Here is a 17,820-nt window from a genome sequence, read left to right as displayed (position 1 = left end):
TTACCACATTAATCTACATCCAGCTTAAACTGTAAAGTCGTGTAAAAACTGCGAGGCTCAGAGGGTATAATTCCAGGCCCTGGGTAACCTGTCGCCCTTCGGGTAAAATAACGCTCATTTAATACATTGTTGATGCCAGCTTCAAGCTTCCATCTGTTTAGAGCGTAGGATGCAGAAACATCCAGTACAGTATATGCCGGAATCTCTCCGATAATTCCTCCTCTTATATCACCAGCTTCAGGTATCTCAGAGTTTTCTACATCTGTATATTGTTTGGATAAATGAGTAAGCTGAAGGTTAGCTAACAAATTTTTATAGCCTGCTCTTACGCCTGTTTTTAAGTTAATTGAGGGGATAAACTCTACTTTTTTACCTGCAACATTATTCTCTTCAGATTTCAGGTATTCAGAATCTGTGAAAGCAGTATTTATAAAGTAGCGTAACTGATATCGTTTAGTATTCATATAGAAAGTTTCTGCCATATTCCAGTCAGCAAATACTTCTACACCATAAATAAAGGCCTGCCCAATGTTTTTTCTTACTCTTTCAGCCCGATCATTAATAACTATTCCAATTTTATCATCGTAAAGAAGGCCGAAAGCACTAAAATCGTATGAGATTTGAGACTTAAGCTTACCCCTTAAACCCAGGTCAGCTGTAAACCCCTTCTCGTCAGAAATATCTGGGTCTACCACAAATGAAGGGTTAACCGTTCGGATATTACTAAATGTGACTGAGCGGTAATTCTGAGAGATGTTGGCATAAGCTTCAAGATTCTGAAAAGGCTCATAACTGGCTCCTAAGCCAAGTAATACGAAAGACCGGTTAAGGGAGCGGTTGTCATCAAGCTTCTGATTACTAATAGGGTTTCCTGCATTATCGTAATTTACCTGCTGGTAGGTACCTTCAGTTTCTGTACGAATATGCTCCCAACGAATTCCCGGAGTAATAGAAAAGCGATCAGATACAAAAAGAATATGCTCTCCAAAAATAGCCAGATTACGGTTAGGGTAGGTGAAGCCAGACTGGTTGGCATAGTTGGGAAACCGGTCTGTAGCAAAGCTAAAATCTGCGTCAGTTTTGTTTGTGCCGGGGCCTTGCATTGCGGAGTTATTGGCTTGGTAATATTTGCTGCCGATAAGAAAGACAGCACTTTTGTTCAGCAACTCATAACGAGTGAGTAAACGGGCCTCTGCTCCCCAATTATTAAACTCATCAACCATAAGGTCTCTTGGGTTAATGAAATTACCTCTATCATCTACCTCATCAATCGCAGAAACTGGATTAATATTCAGCTTGGTAGCATCTCCACGGAAGCCTACGGCTTTTCGTGCCGCATCCAATCCAAACAGGTTGAAGCTAAAGTCAGTACTGCTAGAAAACTTATGTTTGAACTTGAGTGCCCAAAGCTTCCAGTCTACTGCAAACCAGTTTCTGCTGCGGTTGCTGTAGTCTGGATCAATAGCGAATTGCGCGTCTGTTAAACCTCCAGCTTGCTGAGCCAGATAGTTAAGGTAGGTAGTTTCCAGACTAAGCTTACTACCTTCGTTAATATTATAGTCCAGATGAACATACAGATTTTTAGAGTCGTAAGCAGAGTTTGGACGAAAACCCTCACCTTGTTTATAGTGGAAGTAAGTATAATAGCTAAACCTGCCTAAATTGCCTCCCAGGCTGTTGAAGCTGGTTAATAACCCATAAGAGCCTACTGACTGTCTGGAAGTCCAACTTAATTTCTTGTTCGTAGGAGCTTGTTTCATTACGAAATTAACCAGACCGCCAAATTGGGTACCATATTGTAAAGATGCAGCTCCTCTTATGACCTGTATTTCACTTAAGGCTTCTGCTGGAGGGGTATAGTAGCTTTCGGGGTAGCCCAATACATCGGCACTAATGTCATAACCATTTTGTCTGGTATTAAAATTTGAGGAGCGGTTAGGGTCCAGGCCTCTTCCGCCTATACTTAGTTGTAAGCCAGCATCGCCACTTTCGTAGATGTTAAGGCCAACTACCTGAGAGTAAATTTGCCGGGCATTGTTTGCTGCCAGGTTTCCTACTGTTTGATCAAGAAGTACAACTTCTGTTTTTTTGCCGGCATAAATGGAAGTCCCTTCTACCGGCCTCAGCCGACTGATACTAAAAACCTCTTCTCGCTGCTGCTGAATCACTACCTCTGACAGCTCCTGGCTAAGCTGCCTTAAACCAAACTGAATGTCTTTGCTTGCATACAGGCTGATCGTAGTATCAAGTGTTTGGTATTGGTAAGAAAACACGACCAAATGATACTCTCCCTCAGGTAAATTGTCCAGAATAAATTTACCATCCTGGTTTACTGCACTGATTTTTTTGGTGCTCTTATTATAGATTTCTGCCTGACTTACGGGCTTATGGGTAGTATAGTCAGTAATCTGCCCGCTCAGGCGATATTGTGCCTGTGCAAATTGTGCAATAAGCAACAGACAAAAAGAGATATTATAAGCCTTTAATTTCATCATGGAAGGGGAGTATCCAGGGTTTTGGCTGGAGTGATTCTTCATACTGAATAAGATTTACCTCAGGGTTAATATAAGAGCGGCTGGGTCGCCCATTCAGAGCCACGTAACTCTCTACGTAGACTTCAATATTCTGATGACCTTGTGACTCAAAATGTTCTTTCAACATGTGAGCATACTCCAGGATAAAATCTGGCTGAGTTGCCATTTGTTTTTCCTGAAAGGGAGTTAAAAAGTCTGCGTTGTTTACATAAAAGCGTTTAGCGGTTTTAGCATCTACAATTTTAAAATTAGCATACCCTGCCTTTTCCATAAGCATTACCCGCCACGAAAAACGATAACCCTCTTCAGTCCAGAAAAGCTCTCCCGGATACAAAAGATAACGAAACGGAAAGATTAACTGGAAAATTAGAAATGCTGATATCAGAACTATTTGTAGATTAACCCGCCAGCTAAAGTTTGTGTAAAGAACTTTGTGCTTGTTGCTTTCTGGCTTGCGAATTCCCAAGGCTTTAGAAAGAAACGATATAATTTGCTGATGGAAAGAGGCCTCAAAGAAAATAAGGGTACTTACGATCATGATATAGGGAAACATGCCGATTGGAAAAAGTACTCTGGTTATTACATGAAAAAATATGACAAGAGTGAATGCAAATATTCTGCTGCGTTTCCATAACAGCAGAAAAGGAATACACAAGTCGTATAGCATACCACCCCAGCTAAAGGTATAGTGTACCCAGCTCTGTTCTAGAAGGTTGCCTATCAAAGGTAGGTCGTAATGGGCTGGAAGCCAGATTTTGAGTGGCATCGCTTTTAGAAGCCAGTCTGAGTTTATTTTAGCAAGTCCGGCATAAAAGTATACAATGGCAATTAAAAACTTAATAACATCTATGGTCCAGCGGGGAACGTAATAATAAGCTAGTTCAGGATTACGACGGGCGTCTAATGAAAAATAAGCATTTGCTGGAAGAAAAATCATGACAAAACTCAGCACACTAATAAAATAGTAGTGATTTAGGTATGTAGTTTTGTCCATGAGTTCTATATAGGTGAAACTTAAGAAGAAGCATATGATAGCTATTCGGTAGTAGTACCCTAAAAGTACCAGCAAAGCTGCGGTGGCACAAACTACAAAGATGAGGTAAGTGTACTCTCCAATGGGGCGAACAAACTCAAAACCATAATAACTAAAAAAAAATCTGGGCTGTATATATAGTTTATCTATCCATCCATAGCTCCAGAAACGCAGGATGCTGATAAACATCATCAAACCAAAAAAAATACGAAAGACGGCTAATGGAGCCGCCTCTGTGCTTTGTCGCAAATAACGCATAAAGCCTGATTTTTCTTAAAGCCTAACTACATCATTAATCACCATCCGCATCTACGTAGTCTACTCTAATATTTAGAGCCTGAAACATATCAACTTTCATTAAAATGACAACTTTTTGAAGCTCATCATAAGCGCTGAGAAAGGCAGAATTGTCATTGATGATTTGATCAGCAAAATCTTGATTTAAGCTTTCAATAGCTTCTCTAGCAGAGTTGAACTGACTATTGATGTTGGCACTTAAATCTTCTTCATCTTTAATGCTGTTCAGGTAATCTAGGTAAGTGCTCAGGCTTTCACCCTTGGCATCTCCAGAAAAAGCCTGTCCATTAAAAAAGCTTTGTGTAGCATTTAAAGCTTCAAGCAATAATACTTTTGAGATATCTTTGGCATAGCGTCCTTCTACCGTATGGGGCAAAGGAGAACCAGAGAAAACTCCTGCAGGAATACCTACTTTGCCAGCTCGTAGCATTCTCTCATAATAGAAAAGGTAGTCATTAATCAACTTATTAACAGAGCTGCTGGCAGAAGAGCCACTGGCGTCTACAAATGTATCCTGGTAGCTATCAGTCCAATGTTCTAGAACTTCTCCGCTTAGCGTTTGTAAGCGCTCAACTACTTTAGAAAGATATTCTCTATGAGACTCGCTATTCTGGTAGACGGTTATAATCTGCTCATCATCTTCTCTTAGTCCATAAAGTAAGTAGTCAAGAGCAGGAAAACCTTGTTCGTCATATTTAGAAGGGAGCTCAAGTTTAAAGTTTTGTGCGCGAATATTTTCTCCAATCGCCGAAGTATCTGCAGGATAAATATTTGTATAGTTTCGCAGATTAACTTCTTCTGCTTTGCCTATTTCAAACATAGATACCCATTGCCAGGCTTTATAAGCTTCTAGCCATGCAGCTCTAAGCGTAGATAGTTCTGTCATTTCAGGTTTTTGGATAAAAGCCTGAGTAGCGGCATTAAGGGTTGCCAGTTCTTTGTTATACTGTTGATAAGCCGGGACGATAATATTATCTGCCCAATGAGTAAGCATAACTTTTCTGTCAAACTGATCCTCGCTAAATTCTTCAGGCTCTTCTTCGGAACTACAAGCAAAAAGGATAAGCAGTAATGATAGACTAGCTAGTAGATTTTTCATTGCTAAATCTATTTAATCGTTGCTGGCAGCTTCTGCAACAGTAAATTCAAAGGGTGAAGCTATAGCTTCAGATAACTCTTCCAGTGTCTGAGGGCTAACATTCCATAGGCCATTTGCTCCTTCGTTCATAAGTTTTTCAATAAACTCATTTACTTCTGCACCGCTGTGGTACGGAACATTGGAATTAGGCTGGCGAGTAAACTGTAGGCTGTAAATAAAGCCATAGGCTTCCGAAAGGTCATGGAAAATGCTACCATAATCAGGAGTATCCTGCTCTAGTTTAAGCTTTGCCTGTTGCAAATAGTAAACTGCACGAATGCCAATCACTTCAGAGACTTTTTTTCTTATGATGTTTGCTTGTTCGTCACGAAGTTCATAATTATGCTCAACTATCGCAGCCCTCCCTAACTTAAACGCATCGTAAATTTCATCTGCAATACCGGTAAAGTCAGCATCACTTTCTACGCGTGCTATATACTTACTTAAAAAGATATCATTATCACTTAAAGTTGAGTTGGGGTTTGACGGGTCAGCGGCAGTTCCATAAGCGTAGCCATAAGCTTCGTCCCACTTGTGTTCCATAGTGGTATAATTCTGTCCCTCCTCAACACTAGCACTTTCATTTAATTCTCGGTTAACATTTTCATCAAGTACTGCTTCACTTAAATAGTTGTTAAGCATTTGGTCAGTCATTAACGCACCTATTAAACCCTTGTTTACAAGCTGATTGTATTCCAGTCCCTTAGCGCTTACATAACGGGTAGACGATCCATCGGCAATCTGGCCAGCAGTACCAGGTTTCGCCAGTACCTCTTCATTTGGAAAAACTTCATCTACCTGACTTTCAATCCAGAGTTCAAACTGATTTTTGATGTCTGTTCCTTCGGTAGTATTAGTAAAAAACAAGTCTCGAGATGCCGCAACCTTTGAGCGAACACTTTTATCTGAATCGTTTAAAGCGGCCTCCTGATAGGGGTTTGCATCTCCACCCTCTGGGGTTTCATTGCGGTACATTTCTAATAGAGTGCTTTTAGTGGCAGCGTCAAAATTACCTAAAGCATTGACCAACTCGGTAGCCATTTTTATTCTTGTGGTCTGGCCACTAAAAGAGACTGTACTCTGTCCATTTCTTTCAAATGTATAGCTGGCGGGCGCATTAACTGATGGGCTGTTGTCCTCATCCTCAGCACAGGAAACCAGAGTGAATAGGGCACTTGAAAATAATGCCAGTAGTAGATTACGTGTACTCATATAGTTGTTTATAGTTAGGTTATTAATCTGGGTAGCAAAGATATATGTGACCTTAAAGAAGATCAAAATTTATTTGGATTAATTTTAAATAGGTTGATAGGTCTACCTTTTACCCTATAAATTAGATGATAAATGCATGTTTAGAGTACAATGAACAAAGCTTAAATAAAGGTTGAGGCCTATAATACTTAAGTAAATGTTAATGCATTGTTTGTTATTATTAGTTATAAACTTTTAGTAATAATATTTTGATATTGATTATTTATTACCTGAAAACAAACAAGGACAGTCAGCTTTTTACTGCATATACTACATAAGTATTTTATTGGAAAAGTACAATTTAAATAGTTGATACCAGCTTTAAATGTCTTTCCAGACCTATTCAGAAAAAAGTGGACCAATTTATCATTAATATTAAGTGAATTTTCACATACTGTTTGACATACTTTTTTTGTCAAACTGCGCTAAATCTTAGCTCGTAGATAATATGCATGCCTGAAAGTAGCTTCTGCTGTAATATTGCAAGGAATAAAATGTATGTATTTACAGTAAGAACCTCCTATGAAAAGGTCCCGTTTACTAGCAATTCGCCTGTCAGCTTTTCTACTGATATTTGTACAAACTTTTGAAAGTCTTGCCTTCTCATTATACAAGCTCTCAAACATGGAGCTGTTTAGTGTGCAGTCAACCCTGGATACAGATTATGATGGTGTAGCCGACGATACCGATGTTGACGATGATAATGATGGTATCTTGGATACGAATGAAGGAGAAGATGGACACAACCCAATAGGTGATGAGGATGGTGATGGTACGCTCAACTATCTAGATACTGTTGATGACGGAGATGCCGGTGATGCCTCTTCTACAGATTATACCGATGCCGATGCAGATAGTATACCTGATGTGTACGATACAGACCAGGATGGAATAGTAAACCATTTAGATCTGGATAGTGATAATGATGGTGTTCCAGACAATATAGAAGCTCAAAGTACATTAGGCTATGTGGTGCCTAATTCTGACGATGCACCTACCTATACAGCCAATAACGGTTTAAATTCAGCCTATACCATTGGTGGTGGATATGCTACTGATGGTATCACACCTGTAGATACTGATAATAATATTTTAGAAAACCTACCTGACTTTCTGGATACAGATAGTGATGATGAGGGTGAAAATGATACCAGAGAAGTAGGGTTTGTAACTGCTTCTAGCAGTACGGATATTGATGCAGATGGTTTACTAGACGATTATGAGCGGGGGACACCCAATGATGGCTATGTGCCCAATGATGGTATTACCAACCCTTCAGTCATTTTTACAGATAGCGATAGTGACGTGAGTAGTGGAGGAGATGTAGATTATCGAGATGCCGTAAATGATTCAGCAGGTATCATGTGCGGACCCGTAAGTACGCTTTACCAGACAGTTGGAAACTCATCTAGCAAGAAAGCCGAAGTATACCGCTACAACCCATTCTTACAGCAGTACCTTAAAGTCGGAGAGCTGGAAGGAGTTACTAATGGGTCTGCTACTAATTCAGCCTACAATGCGGTTACTCAGCTAGTTTATTCCAGTACCGGTGGAAAAGACTTACGAGTTTATGACCCCGCAAATGACTTCTCATATGTAGGTACTATTACCATTAATAGCACACAAAGTTTTAATAACGTACTATTTGCGCAGGGCAATCTTGTAGGATTCATTAAAGGCACCAAAATAGTAAAATTTGATGTCTCAACTATTAGCTCATATCCAGCAACGGTCAACGTAACGGAAACTAACATTACCGGTACTTTTTCTACCTCTAACGACTATGCATTGTTAGGGGATTATGTATATGGCGTTACTGGTAATAGCCCTCCTAAGCTCGTTAAAGTAGATGTTAATACCGGTGCTGCTACAACTATTGACCTTACTTTTGCAAATAATACTTCTAATACCGAGGCAGCTGGCGGTGGGTATGGTGCCTCCTGGCAGGACAGGTTTGGCAACTTCTATACGTTTAACAACAATAATGGCGACATCTACAAAATTGCAGATGTAGAAAACGCCACTACTGGAGCAGCCATTACAAAAATATTGTTAGCTGCGCCATCAGGACAGAACGATGGTTTCGGCTGTGAGCTTAATCCTGACCCATTAGATTGGGATGGTGACTCTATTAGTGACGATATAGATGTGGATGATGACAATGACGGAATTCTGGATACTGAAGAAGATGCCAATATTGATGGAGACAACGACCCCTTAACGAACTTTACGGATACTGATGGAGATAATATTCCTGATGGCTATGATCAGGATGCCGATGGAGATGGTATACCGGATAATATAGAGGCGCAGACAACTGCTGGTTACATTGCACCTAATGGAGTATATGATGCTAACGGTCTGGATACCGCGTACCCTCCGGGTGGGCTTACGCCGGTAAATACCGATGCGGCTTTCCTAATCTCAGATTTAATACCCGATTATCAGGATGTAGATTCAGATAACGACGGAATTTATGACCTGATTGAAGCTAACCTGGTACTCTCAAACAGAGATCAGGATGGAGATGGATTGGATAATAATATTGACACTACCATAGGACTGGAAGACGCAAATGGTATTATTGGTGACCCTACTACTTTACCCAATAGTAGTGGTACCGGAGATATTGATGTAAGAGATGCTAAAGATACTGATGGAGATGGGCTTCAGGATGTGTCGGATGATGATGATGACAATGATGGTATTCCTGATGCTCTGGAAGCTCCTTCTGGTAATGACCCACTAGGGGATGCTGATGGTGATGGAGCGCCAAACTTTGCCGATGTTGTAAACGGAGGAGGAGGAGGAGACGGCTCTACTACCGACTATACTGATAGTGATGGTAATGGCATACCTGATATTTACGACATAGATGGAGATGGTATTCCTAACCATTTAGATCTGGATAGTGATAATGATGGTATTTATGATGCTGTAGAAGCCGGGCATAGCCAGGCCCAGACAGATGGGAAAGTAGATGGACCGGTAGGAACTGATGGTTTACCAGACGCTGTACAGGGTGCAGGGCAGGAGAATAGTGGAACAATAGATTATTTGCCCCTTGACTCAGAAGCTACGCCAGATGGTACTTCAGACTTTATAGAAATTGATGCCGATGGCGATGGCTGTAATGATGTCAGGGAAGCTGGCTTTACAGATGGAGATAATAATGGATTCTTAGGTGAAGGAACATTAGGAGCAGGCCTTAAGGTAAATTCTTCAGGAGTAGTAACTTCTGGCACCGATGGATATACCACTCCGGCAGCAGATTATACAGACGAGACAGTGAAAGTAGCATGTAACCGTCCGCCCACGGCAGCCGACAATACGCTTACTACCAACGAAGATGTTGTGCTTACTATTACTTTGACTGATCTGGGATACTCTGATCTGGATAGCGACCAGCTTGATAAAGCCACTATTGAACTTGTTCCTGTTCAGGGAATACTCTTTGTAGACAACAATAATGATGGAATTGCTGATGCCGGTGAGATATTGTCCAATAATGACGAAGTGTTGTATGCTGACATTAATGATAATAAACTAAAGTTTGTTGCCGCTGAAAATGCAAGTGGTGATCCCTACGCTAATTTTAGATTCAGAGTTAACGATGGAGTCGTAGATTCAGATTCAGCATATACCATTACCCTTGATGTTACAGGAGTTAATGATGCTCCGGAAGTGAGTGTTCCGGCGAGTCAGACTATCAATGAAGATGCTACACTGGATTTCACTACGGCGAATAGCACCTTAATCAGTGTGAGCGATGTAGATGGGGATATTCAGGAAGTCACCCTCACCTCTACAAATGGTGTACTCAGTCTATCCCAGACCACAGGCTTAATCTTTACAACAGGAGATGGTGCATCAGATGCGCTTATGACCTTTAGTGGAAGTATAGCCGATGTAAATGCTGCTTTGGATGGGGCTAGTTTTAGTCCGGATGCAGACTATACAGGCAATGCGAGTGTAGAGGTATCAACAGCTGATGGCAAGGGAGGGAGCGATACAGAAACGATCAGCATTACCGTAGATGCGGTCAATGATGCTCCGGAAGTGAGTGTTCCGGCGAGTCAGACTATCAATGAAGATGCTACACTGGATTTCACTACGGCGAATAGCACCTTAATCAGTGTGAGCGATGTAGATGGGGATATTCAGGAAGTCACCCTCACCTCTACAAATGGTGTACTCAGTCTATCCCAGACCACAGGCCTGACCTTTACAACAGGAGATGGTGCATCAGATGCGCTTATGACCTTTAGTGGAAGTATAGCCGATGTAAATGCTGCTTTGGATGGGGCTAGTTTTAGTCCGGATGCAGACTATACAGGCAGTGCGAGTTTAGAGGTATCAACAGCTGATGGCAAGGGAGGGAGCGATACAGAAACGATCAGCATTACCGTAGATGCGGTCAATGATGCTCCGGAAGTGAGTGTTCCGGCGAGTCAGACTATCAATGAAGATGCTACACTGGATTTCACTACGGCGAATAGCACCTTAATCAGTGTGAGCGATGTAGATGGGGATATTCAGGAAGTCACCCTCACCTCTACAAATGGTGTACTCAGTCTATCCCAGACCACAGGCTTAACCTTTACAACAGGAGATGGTACATCAGATGCGCTTATGACCTTTAGTGGAAGTATAGCCGATGTAAATGCTGCTTTGGATGGGGCTAGTTTTAGTCCGGATGCAGACTATACAGGCATTGCGAGTTTAGAGGTATCAACAGCTGATGGCAAGGGAGGGAGCGATACAGAAACGATCAGCATTACCGTAGATGCGGTCAATGATGCTCCGGAAGTGAGTGTTCCGGCGAGTCAGACTATCAATGAAGATGCTACACTGGATTTCACTACGGCGAATAGCACTTTAATCAATGTGAGCGATGTAGATGGGGATATTCAGGAAGTCACCCTCACTTCTACAAATGGAGTACTCAGTCTATCCCAGACCACAGGCCTGACCTTTACCACAGGAGATGGTACATCAGATGCGCTTATGACCTTTAGTGGAAGTATAGCCGATGTGAATGCTGCACTGGATGGCGCTAGTTTTAGTCCGGATGCAGACTATACAGGCAATGCGAGTTTAGAGGTATCAACAGCTGATGGCAAGGGAGGGAGCGATACAGAAACGATCAGCATCACCGTAGATGCGGTTAACGATAATCCAACTGCTCAAAATCAAAGTGTTAGCTTTAATGAGGATGTGGAATATACCTTCACAAGCACAGATTTCACCACAAACTATGCTGATGTAGAAAACGATACGTTTGTAGGTATTATCATCAAAAGCTTACCAGCATCAGGCAGCTTAAAACTTAATGGAGTTGATGTAAGTGTAGATGATGAGATAAGCGAAAGCGATTTAGCAAATGGTAACCTTACTTTTGAGCCGGTAGCAGACCAAAATGGAGTACCATATACTACATTTGATTTCCAGGTAAAAGATGCTGCAAATAGGTATAGTGTAAGCTACACTATGACAGCAAATGTTCTTGCAGTGAATGATGCTCCAGTAAGTGCAGATAAAACAGTAAGTACGCCTGAAGATACAGATTATGTTTTCTCAGATGTAGACTTTGCCTTTAGCGATGTAGCAGATGGAGACGCCTATACTTCAGTAGTAATTAGAAGTCTTCCTTCTAGTGGAACACTATTCTATAACGGTATTGAGATTACGCAGTCAGATGTAGACGATGCTACAAAGTTTGCTGATAGAGCACTATTTACATTTAGCCCGGAGGCAGACGATAATGGCACTGGCTATACAGCATTTGATTTCAGTGTTGAAGATAATGAAGGTGCCCTTAGTGAAGTCCAAACAATTACCATAGATGTAACTTCGGTAAATGATGCTCCGACGCTAAGTGCTGTGGATAAACCTGCTGCTCAGGACAAAGTCACTCTTTTTAGCAATATTGACTTTACTTCGGCATATGCAGATGTTGAGGGAGATCAACTGGTAAATATTCAAATCAAAAGTTTGCCTGCCAACGGAACACTAAAACTTAATGGAGTTGATGTTGCTGTAAATGATGTGATTGCAGCCAACAATCTGTCAAAACTTAGTTTTACGCCTGTGGCTGCGTATACAGGTATAAGTAATTTTAGCTGGAATGCATATGATGGTGCTCAATATGCGGCCTCAGATGCCCAGGTAAACCTCAATGTAGTACCTCAACAAGCTCCGCTCTTGTCTGACGTTACTGCAGAAACTAATGAGGATGAAACACTCGTTTTTACAGTAGCAGATTTTAGCGACCAGTTTAGTGATGCTGATGGTGATGCTCTTTCAAAAATACAGATACTTAGCTTGCCCACTAATGGAATATTGCTACTAAATGGGGTAGAGGTTTCGGTTGATGATGAAGTTTCAGTAGCTGATTTAAATCAGTTAAGCTTTGTTCCGGCACCAGATTTTAATGGTATTGTCTCATTCACTTGGAATGCATTTGATGGGTTCCAGTATGCAGATGCACCTGCAAGTGTAGATATTACAGTTAATGCCGTACAAGACAGTCCTGTCTTGTCAGATATTACCAAGTCTACGAATGAAGACGAAGCAATGAAGTTTAGTGTATCAGATTTTACCACTGAGTTTGAGGATGTGGATGGAGATCTTCTAAACAAAATTCAGATTGTTAGTTTACCAGAAAATGGTAGTCTACTGCTAAACGGTATTCCGGTCTCTGTCAATGATGAGATTACATTGACACAGCTTGATCAACTCACTTTTGAGCCGAATGAGAATTACTATGGTACAGTGTCATTCTTATGGAATGCAAGTGATGGTAATAGTTATGCAGCAACTACGCAGTCGGTTTCTATAAAAGTAGATGCTGTAACTGATGGAGCACCTGTAGCTTCCGCTGCAAGTTTTGAAGTAGAAGAAGGAGGAAGAGTAGAAAGTGAGACTTTAGCTTCTTTCGTAAGCGATCCTGAAGGCACAGGTTTAGTATTCTCAACTTCAGCAGTTAGTGCGCCTCAGCATGGTACCCTAACGCTAAATACCGATGGCACCTTCACTTACATTCCCGATGAAGGCTATACTGGTGAAGACTCATTTACTTACGAAGTCTGCGATGGTAGTACTCCTGCGCAATGTGTTATAGGTACAGTAAACCTTAGTGTAGTTAATGCAGGGCCAGCAGACAGTGATGGTGATGGTATCCCTGATTCAGTAGAAATTGGTACAGACTCGGATAACCCACGCGATACCGATGGAGATGGAATTCCAGACTTTGAAGATACTGACAGTGATGGTGACGGTATTCCTGATGCTGTAGAGGCAAAAACCAACCTTAGCAGCCCGGTAGATACTGACGCTGATGGTACTCCGGATTATAGAGATACAGATAGCGACGGTGATGGTATACCTGATAGTGAAGAAGCCGGAGACAATCCTGCTAAACCTACAGATACTGATGGTGATGGTATTCCAGATACTCAAGATGAGGATAGTGATGGCGATGGTATACCTGACTCTATAGAAGCAGGTAGCAGCCCCGCTCAACCTCAAGACTCAGACAGTGATGGAATTCCAAATCATCTGGATACCGACAGTGATAACGATGGTATTCCTGATGCTGTAGAAGCTGGAGCGGATTCTACTTCTTTAATAGACAGTGATGGTGATGGTATTCCTGATGTTCAGGATACGGACAGTGACAACGATGGAGTTTCTGACACTATAGAGTATGGAAGTAGTAGTGATAATGCAGCTGACTCAGATGGCGATGGTATTCCTGACTATAAAGATACCGACAGTGATAATGATGGTATTTCTGATGCTATAGAGGCAGGACCAAATCCAGAACAACCTAGAGATACTGATGGCGATGGTATTCCTGATGCTCTGGAAACTGATAGCGATAACGATGGAGTAAGTGATACTCAGGAAGCCGGAAGCGACCTGGATAATCCGCGCGACCTGGACAAAGATGGCATTCCAGACTATCTGGAAACAGATAGCGATGGCGATGGTATACCGGATAGTGAAGAAGATGTGATCGTTGTTTACAAAGGTTTTTCTCCTAATCAGGATGGTAAAAATGATGTTTGGTGGATAGATGGTATAGAAGATTATCCTAACAATACCGTACAGATTTTTAACCGCTGGGGTAATAAGATCTTTGAAATGAAAGGCTATAATAATCGTGACCGTGCCTGGACAAGTGACTCTTCGCTTGGGCTGGTGCTCGGCAACTCACAGGTACCAGACGGTACATACTTTTACATAATTGATTTAGGAAATGGTGAAAAAGCCCGTAAGGGATATATAACAGTTCACCGCTAATCCACAAAGTAAATAAGGCTAGTAGGTATGAGATCTATTTCAAAATGGTTATTGATGGTTTGCATAAGTATGTGTTCAACACTTGCTTATGCCCAGCAGCAAGCCATGTTCACACAGTATATGTTTAATGGATTGGCCATTAATCCAGCATATGCCGGAAGTCATGAGTCCTTAAGTCTAACCGCTTTGGGGCGAGAGCAATGGCTGGGGCTTGAGGGTGCACCGAGTAGCCAGACATTCTCGGCACATGCTCCATTGAGAAACAAAAAAATAGCGTTGGGTATGCTGTTTACACATGACCAGATTGGAGAAACCAATCAGTATGGTGCGTATGCTATCTATGCCTATCGCTTAAAATTAGCAAAAGGAATACTATCTGCAGGACTACAGGCTGGCTTTAATACCTATAAAGCCAGCTTTAGTCAGGTATTTGTCAGACAGGGAGATGATGGTGCTTTCAATGCTGACGAATTGCACTCCTTTTTACCAAATTTTGGTGCGGGGGCTTACTATAATACCCGAAGGTTCTATGTAGGCTTTTCTTTACCCCATTTGCTAAACAATGCTTATCCTGGGCAGGAAGATACTCAGGCTCGTCAGTATCGTCACTGGTTTCTTACCTCTGGTTATGTATTTGACCTGAACCATAACTTGAAATTGAAGCCTAATATGTTGATTAAAGCAGTAGAGGGCGCTCCATTAGAAGTGGATATTAATGCCAACCTCTTGATTAAGGAGCTGGTCTGGTTTGGCTTGTCGTATCGTTCTTTTGATGCTATGAGTGCACTATTAGAGTTTCAAGCTACCCAACAGTTCAAATTTGGTTATGCTTACGATTATACTTTAACCGACCTCAAGCAATTTCATACAGGTACGCATGAGCTTATGCTGAATTATCGCTTCCTTAAGAAAGATAAAAAAATGCTTACGCCACGATATTTTTAATGCAAAATGATGAGATCATTAATAGTTTATACAATATTAAGTTGGATAAGTATTACTCAGTTGATGGCACAAAGCCAGCTTATTCAACAGGGTGATCGTTACTTTCAAGAAATGGCATTTGTCCGAGCCCTGGACTACTATCAGTCTGCCTACAAAAAGGACAGTACCAACCACGAAGCTAAACTCAAAATTGCAGAAAGCTATCGCAAACTAAATCAGCCGGAAAAAGCAGAAAAGTGGTATGCATTAGCAATACAGGAGGAAAGCTCTACTTCTGCAGAATACTACTTGTATTATGCTGAGGCATTAAGCAGTAATGGAAAGTATGAAGAGGCCAAAGAGTGGTACGAAAAATACGCACAGAAGCAGGGAAAGGAAAGAAGAGTACTAAACCGCATAAAGGGTATAGAAAATCAGCAGGCTCTGTATCGTAATGAGGATTATTTAACAGTAAGTGAAGCTCCTTTTAACTCTGAGCAATCAGATTTTGCCCCTACCTTTTTTGAAAATTCAATTGTATTTACATCAGCCAGAAGTGGTAGAGGTAATTTTGCCTGGGACAACTCAAGTTATCTGGATCTGTATAAACTAAATGGTGAAAACGGAAAAGCAGAAGCCCTAAGTAAGGAGATTAACACTAAATATCATGAAGGTACAGCTGTCTTTTTTGATAACGATACTAAGGTGATATTTACGCGCAGCCATTACCATGAAAAAAAGTTGGGCAGAAGTAAAGAGGGTATTAACAAGCTTAAGCTACTCTACGCAGAAAAGAAAGAAAATGGAAAGTGGACTAAGCCTGAGTTGCTTCCATTTAACAGTGCTGAATACTCATGTGGTCACCCCACGATGTCTAGCGATAATAGGCTTTACTTTTCCAGCGATATGCCAGGTGGGTTTGGTGGCACAGATATCTATACTACCAGAATGGAAAACGGTGAATGGCAGGAGCCTAAGAACATGGGTAAAGATATCAATACTGAAGGAAATGAGATGTTTCCATATCTTCATAATGATGCAGAACTTTATTTTGCCAGTAATGGTAGAGAAGGCTTAGGAGGATTAGATATTTTTGGTGTAGATATAAAAGTAGATGAGTCAAGTCACATCACTAATCTGGGGTACCCGATTAATACATCAAGCGATGACTTTGCTCTTATTGTAAATTCAGATGGTCGTTCTGGGTATTTTTCTAGTAATAGAGAAGGAGGGAAGGGAAATGATGATATTTATACATTCACTTCTACTAAATCCTTACTGGACCAATGGGTGGTTAAAGGTGCAATAACTGATGCGAAAGACGGTCGTAAGCTGAAAGGGGCAAAAGTGATCTTGCAAGGTGAGAACAACAATATACTTGCTAGCACTTATGCAAACGAAGAAGGTTATTACCAGTTTAATATTCAGCCAGATACCAAATACACTGTGCTGGCACAGCAGGAGGATTATCGGGAAAAACTAAAAAGTTTTGAAGCAGACATTACCGAGACAAGCTCTGAAATAAACCTGGATCTTAAAAGAGATTTAGATTTCTCACTGTTTGGTTTAATCACTGAAAATAATTCATCTCAGCCCATTCCTGGTGTGGAAATTATTATTGTAGATAAGTCTTCTAACGAAGAAGTTTTAAAAGTTACTACTACAAAAGAGGGTTCATTTAACCATGTTTTAGAAAATGGTAAGATAAACGATCACTTGAGTTTTGAAATTCAGCTTTCAAAAAAAGGATACTTAAATAAGACTACTGATTTTGAAACAGTACTTAAACAGCCTGGGCAAATTAATCTCCATGATGTTCTAAATGTAAAACTGGATAAAATTGAAATTGGAACAGATATAGGAGAGTTAATAGACGTTCAGCCGATCTATTTTGATCTGGGTAAATATAACATACGAAAAGACGCCGCCATTGAATTAAATAAAATTGTTAAAGTGATGAAGGAAAACCCTACTATTGAAATAGAGCTAGGCTCTCATACCGATGCCCGGGGAAGTGCTTCATCTAATATGCGTCTTTCAGATAACAGGGCTAAGGCTTCTGCGGATTATATAGTTTCTCAAGGTATTAGTGCTGTCCGGATAAAAGGGAAAGGCTATGGAGAAAGTCAACTGAAAAACCGTTGTAAAGATGGTGTAAAATGTTCAGAAGATGAGCATCAGATAAACCGTAGAACTGAATTCAAAATCACAAAATTTTAGAAATGCCAGTGCGTTTGTAACACATAAAAAGTTTTAGTTTGAATGTTTGTAAGCAGGCCTTAACTCACTTTGAGTACAAAGGCCTGCTTTTTTTTGCCATATTAACGACAAGCAAT

At 40.9% G+C, this 17,820-nt stretch carries 7 protein-coding genes; 3 read left to right on the top strand and 4 right to left on the bottom strand.

The annotated features are described in order from the left end of the window. Positions 1-8: 8 nt before the first annotated feature. From PZB74_RS21395 to PZB74_RS21380, 4 genes are read right to left on the bottom strand one after another with little or no spacing between them, the layout of a single operon-like run. Positions 9-2,537 (bottom strand): TonB-dependent receptor, encoded by a 2,529-nt coding sequence (locus PZB74_RS21395; RefSeq protein ID WP_302239364.1) that lies wholly within the window; start codon positions 2,535-2,537, stop codon positions 9-11. Then, complete coding sequence (locus PZB74_RS21390; RefSeq protein WP_302239363.1) at positions 2,473-3,825, bottom strand: HTTM domain-containing protein; 1,353 nt, start codon at positions 3,823-3,825, stop codon at positions 2,473-2,475. Before PZB74_RS21390 ends, PZB74_RS21395 begins: the two co-directional genes overlap by 65 nt. A gap of 34 nt (positions 3,826-3,859) precedes the next feature. Further along, positions 3,860-4,963: an imelysin family protein gene (locus tag PZB74_RS21385; RefSeq protein ID WP_302239362.1), complete on the bottom strand. Its 1,104-nt coding sequence runs from the start codon at positions 4,961-4,963 to the stop codon at positions 3,860-3,862. Positions 4,964-4,975: 12 nt separating this feature from the next. After that, positions 4,976-6,214, bottom strand: coding sequence for a DUF4856 domain-containing protein (locus tag PZB74_RS21380; RefSeq protein ID WP_302239361.1), 1,239 nt, complete (start codon positions 6,212-6,214; stop codon positions 4,976-4,978). Between the two features lie 561 nt (positions 6,215-6,775). Here PZB74_RS21380 and PZB74_RS21375 point away from each other — a divergent pair. The 3 genes from PZB74_RS21375 (at position 6,776) to PZB74_RS21365 (ending at position 17,704) form a co-directional block, all read left to right on the top strand. Next, entirely contained in the window at positions 6,776-14,560 is a 7,785-nt protein-coding gene (locus tag PZB74_RS21375) for a tandem-95 repeat protein (protein ID WP_302239359.1), read from the top strand. A gap of 27 nt (positions 14,561-14,587) precedes the next feature. After that, on the top strand, positions 14,588-15,505 hold the full coding sequence (locus PZB74_RS21370; RefSeq protein ID WP_302239357.1) for a PorP/SprF family type IX secretion system membrane protein: 918 nt from the start codon (positions 14,588-14,590) through the stop codon (positions 15,503-15,505). Between the two features lie 63 nt (positions 15,506-15,568). Then, positions 15,569-17,704, top strand: coding sequence for an OmpA family protein (locus tag PZB74_RS21365; RefSeq protein ID WP_302239355.1), 2,136 nt, complete (start codon positions 15,569-15,571; stop codon positions 17,702-17,704). Positions 17,705-17,820 lie beyond the last annotated feature (116 nt).

Origin of the sequence: Porifericola rhodea, from assembly GCF_030506305.1 — a bacterium.
In the GTDB taxonomy this organism is placed as follows: Bacteria; Bacteroidota; Bacteroidia; order Cytophagales; family Cyclobacteriaceae; genus Catalinimonas; species Catalinimonas rhodea.
The sequence above is the reverse complement of the archived record's forward strand: the minus strand, read 5'-3'. Positions and strand labels throughout refer to the sequence as shown.

What these genes read in the sequence shown, in the direction of transcription:
- PZB74_RS21395 (WP_302239364.1), bottom strand. Translation starts at nt 2,537, where the DNA reads ATGAAGAATCACTCCAGCCAAAACCCTGGATACTCCCCTTCCATGATG.
- PZB74_RS21390 (WP_302239363.1), bottom strand. Translation starts at nt 3,825, where the DNA reads ATGCGTTATTTGCGACAAAGCACAGAGGCGGCTCCATTAGCCGTCTTT.
- PZB74_RS21385 (WP_302239362.1), bottom strand. Translation starts at nt 4,963, where the DNA reads ATGAAAAATCTACTAGCTAGTCTATCATTACTGCTTATCCTTTTTGCT.
- PZB74_RS21380 (WP_302239361.1), bottom strand. Translation starts at nt 6,214, where the DNA reads ATGAGTACACGTAATCTACTACTGGCATTATTTTCAAGTGCCCTATTC.
- PZB74_RS21375 (WP_302239359.1), top strand. Translation starts at nt 6,776, where the DNA reads ATGAAAAGGTCCCGTTTACTAGCAATTCGCCTGTCAGCTTTTCTACTG.
- PZB74_RS21370 (WP_302239357.1), top strand. Translation starts at nt 14,588, where the DNA reads ATGAGATCTATTTCAAAATGGTTATTGATGGTTTGCATAAGTATGTGT.
- PZB74_RS21365 (WP_302239355.1), top strand. Translation starts at nt 15,569, where the DNA reads ATGGCACAAAGCCAGCTTATTCAACAGGGTGATCGTTACTTTCAAGAA.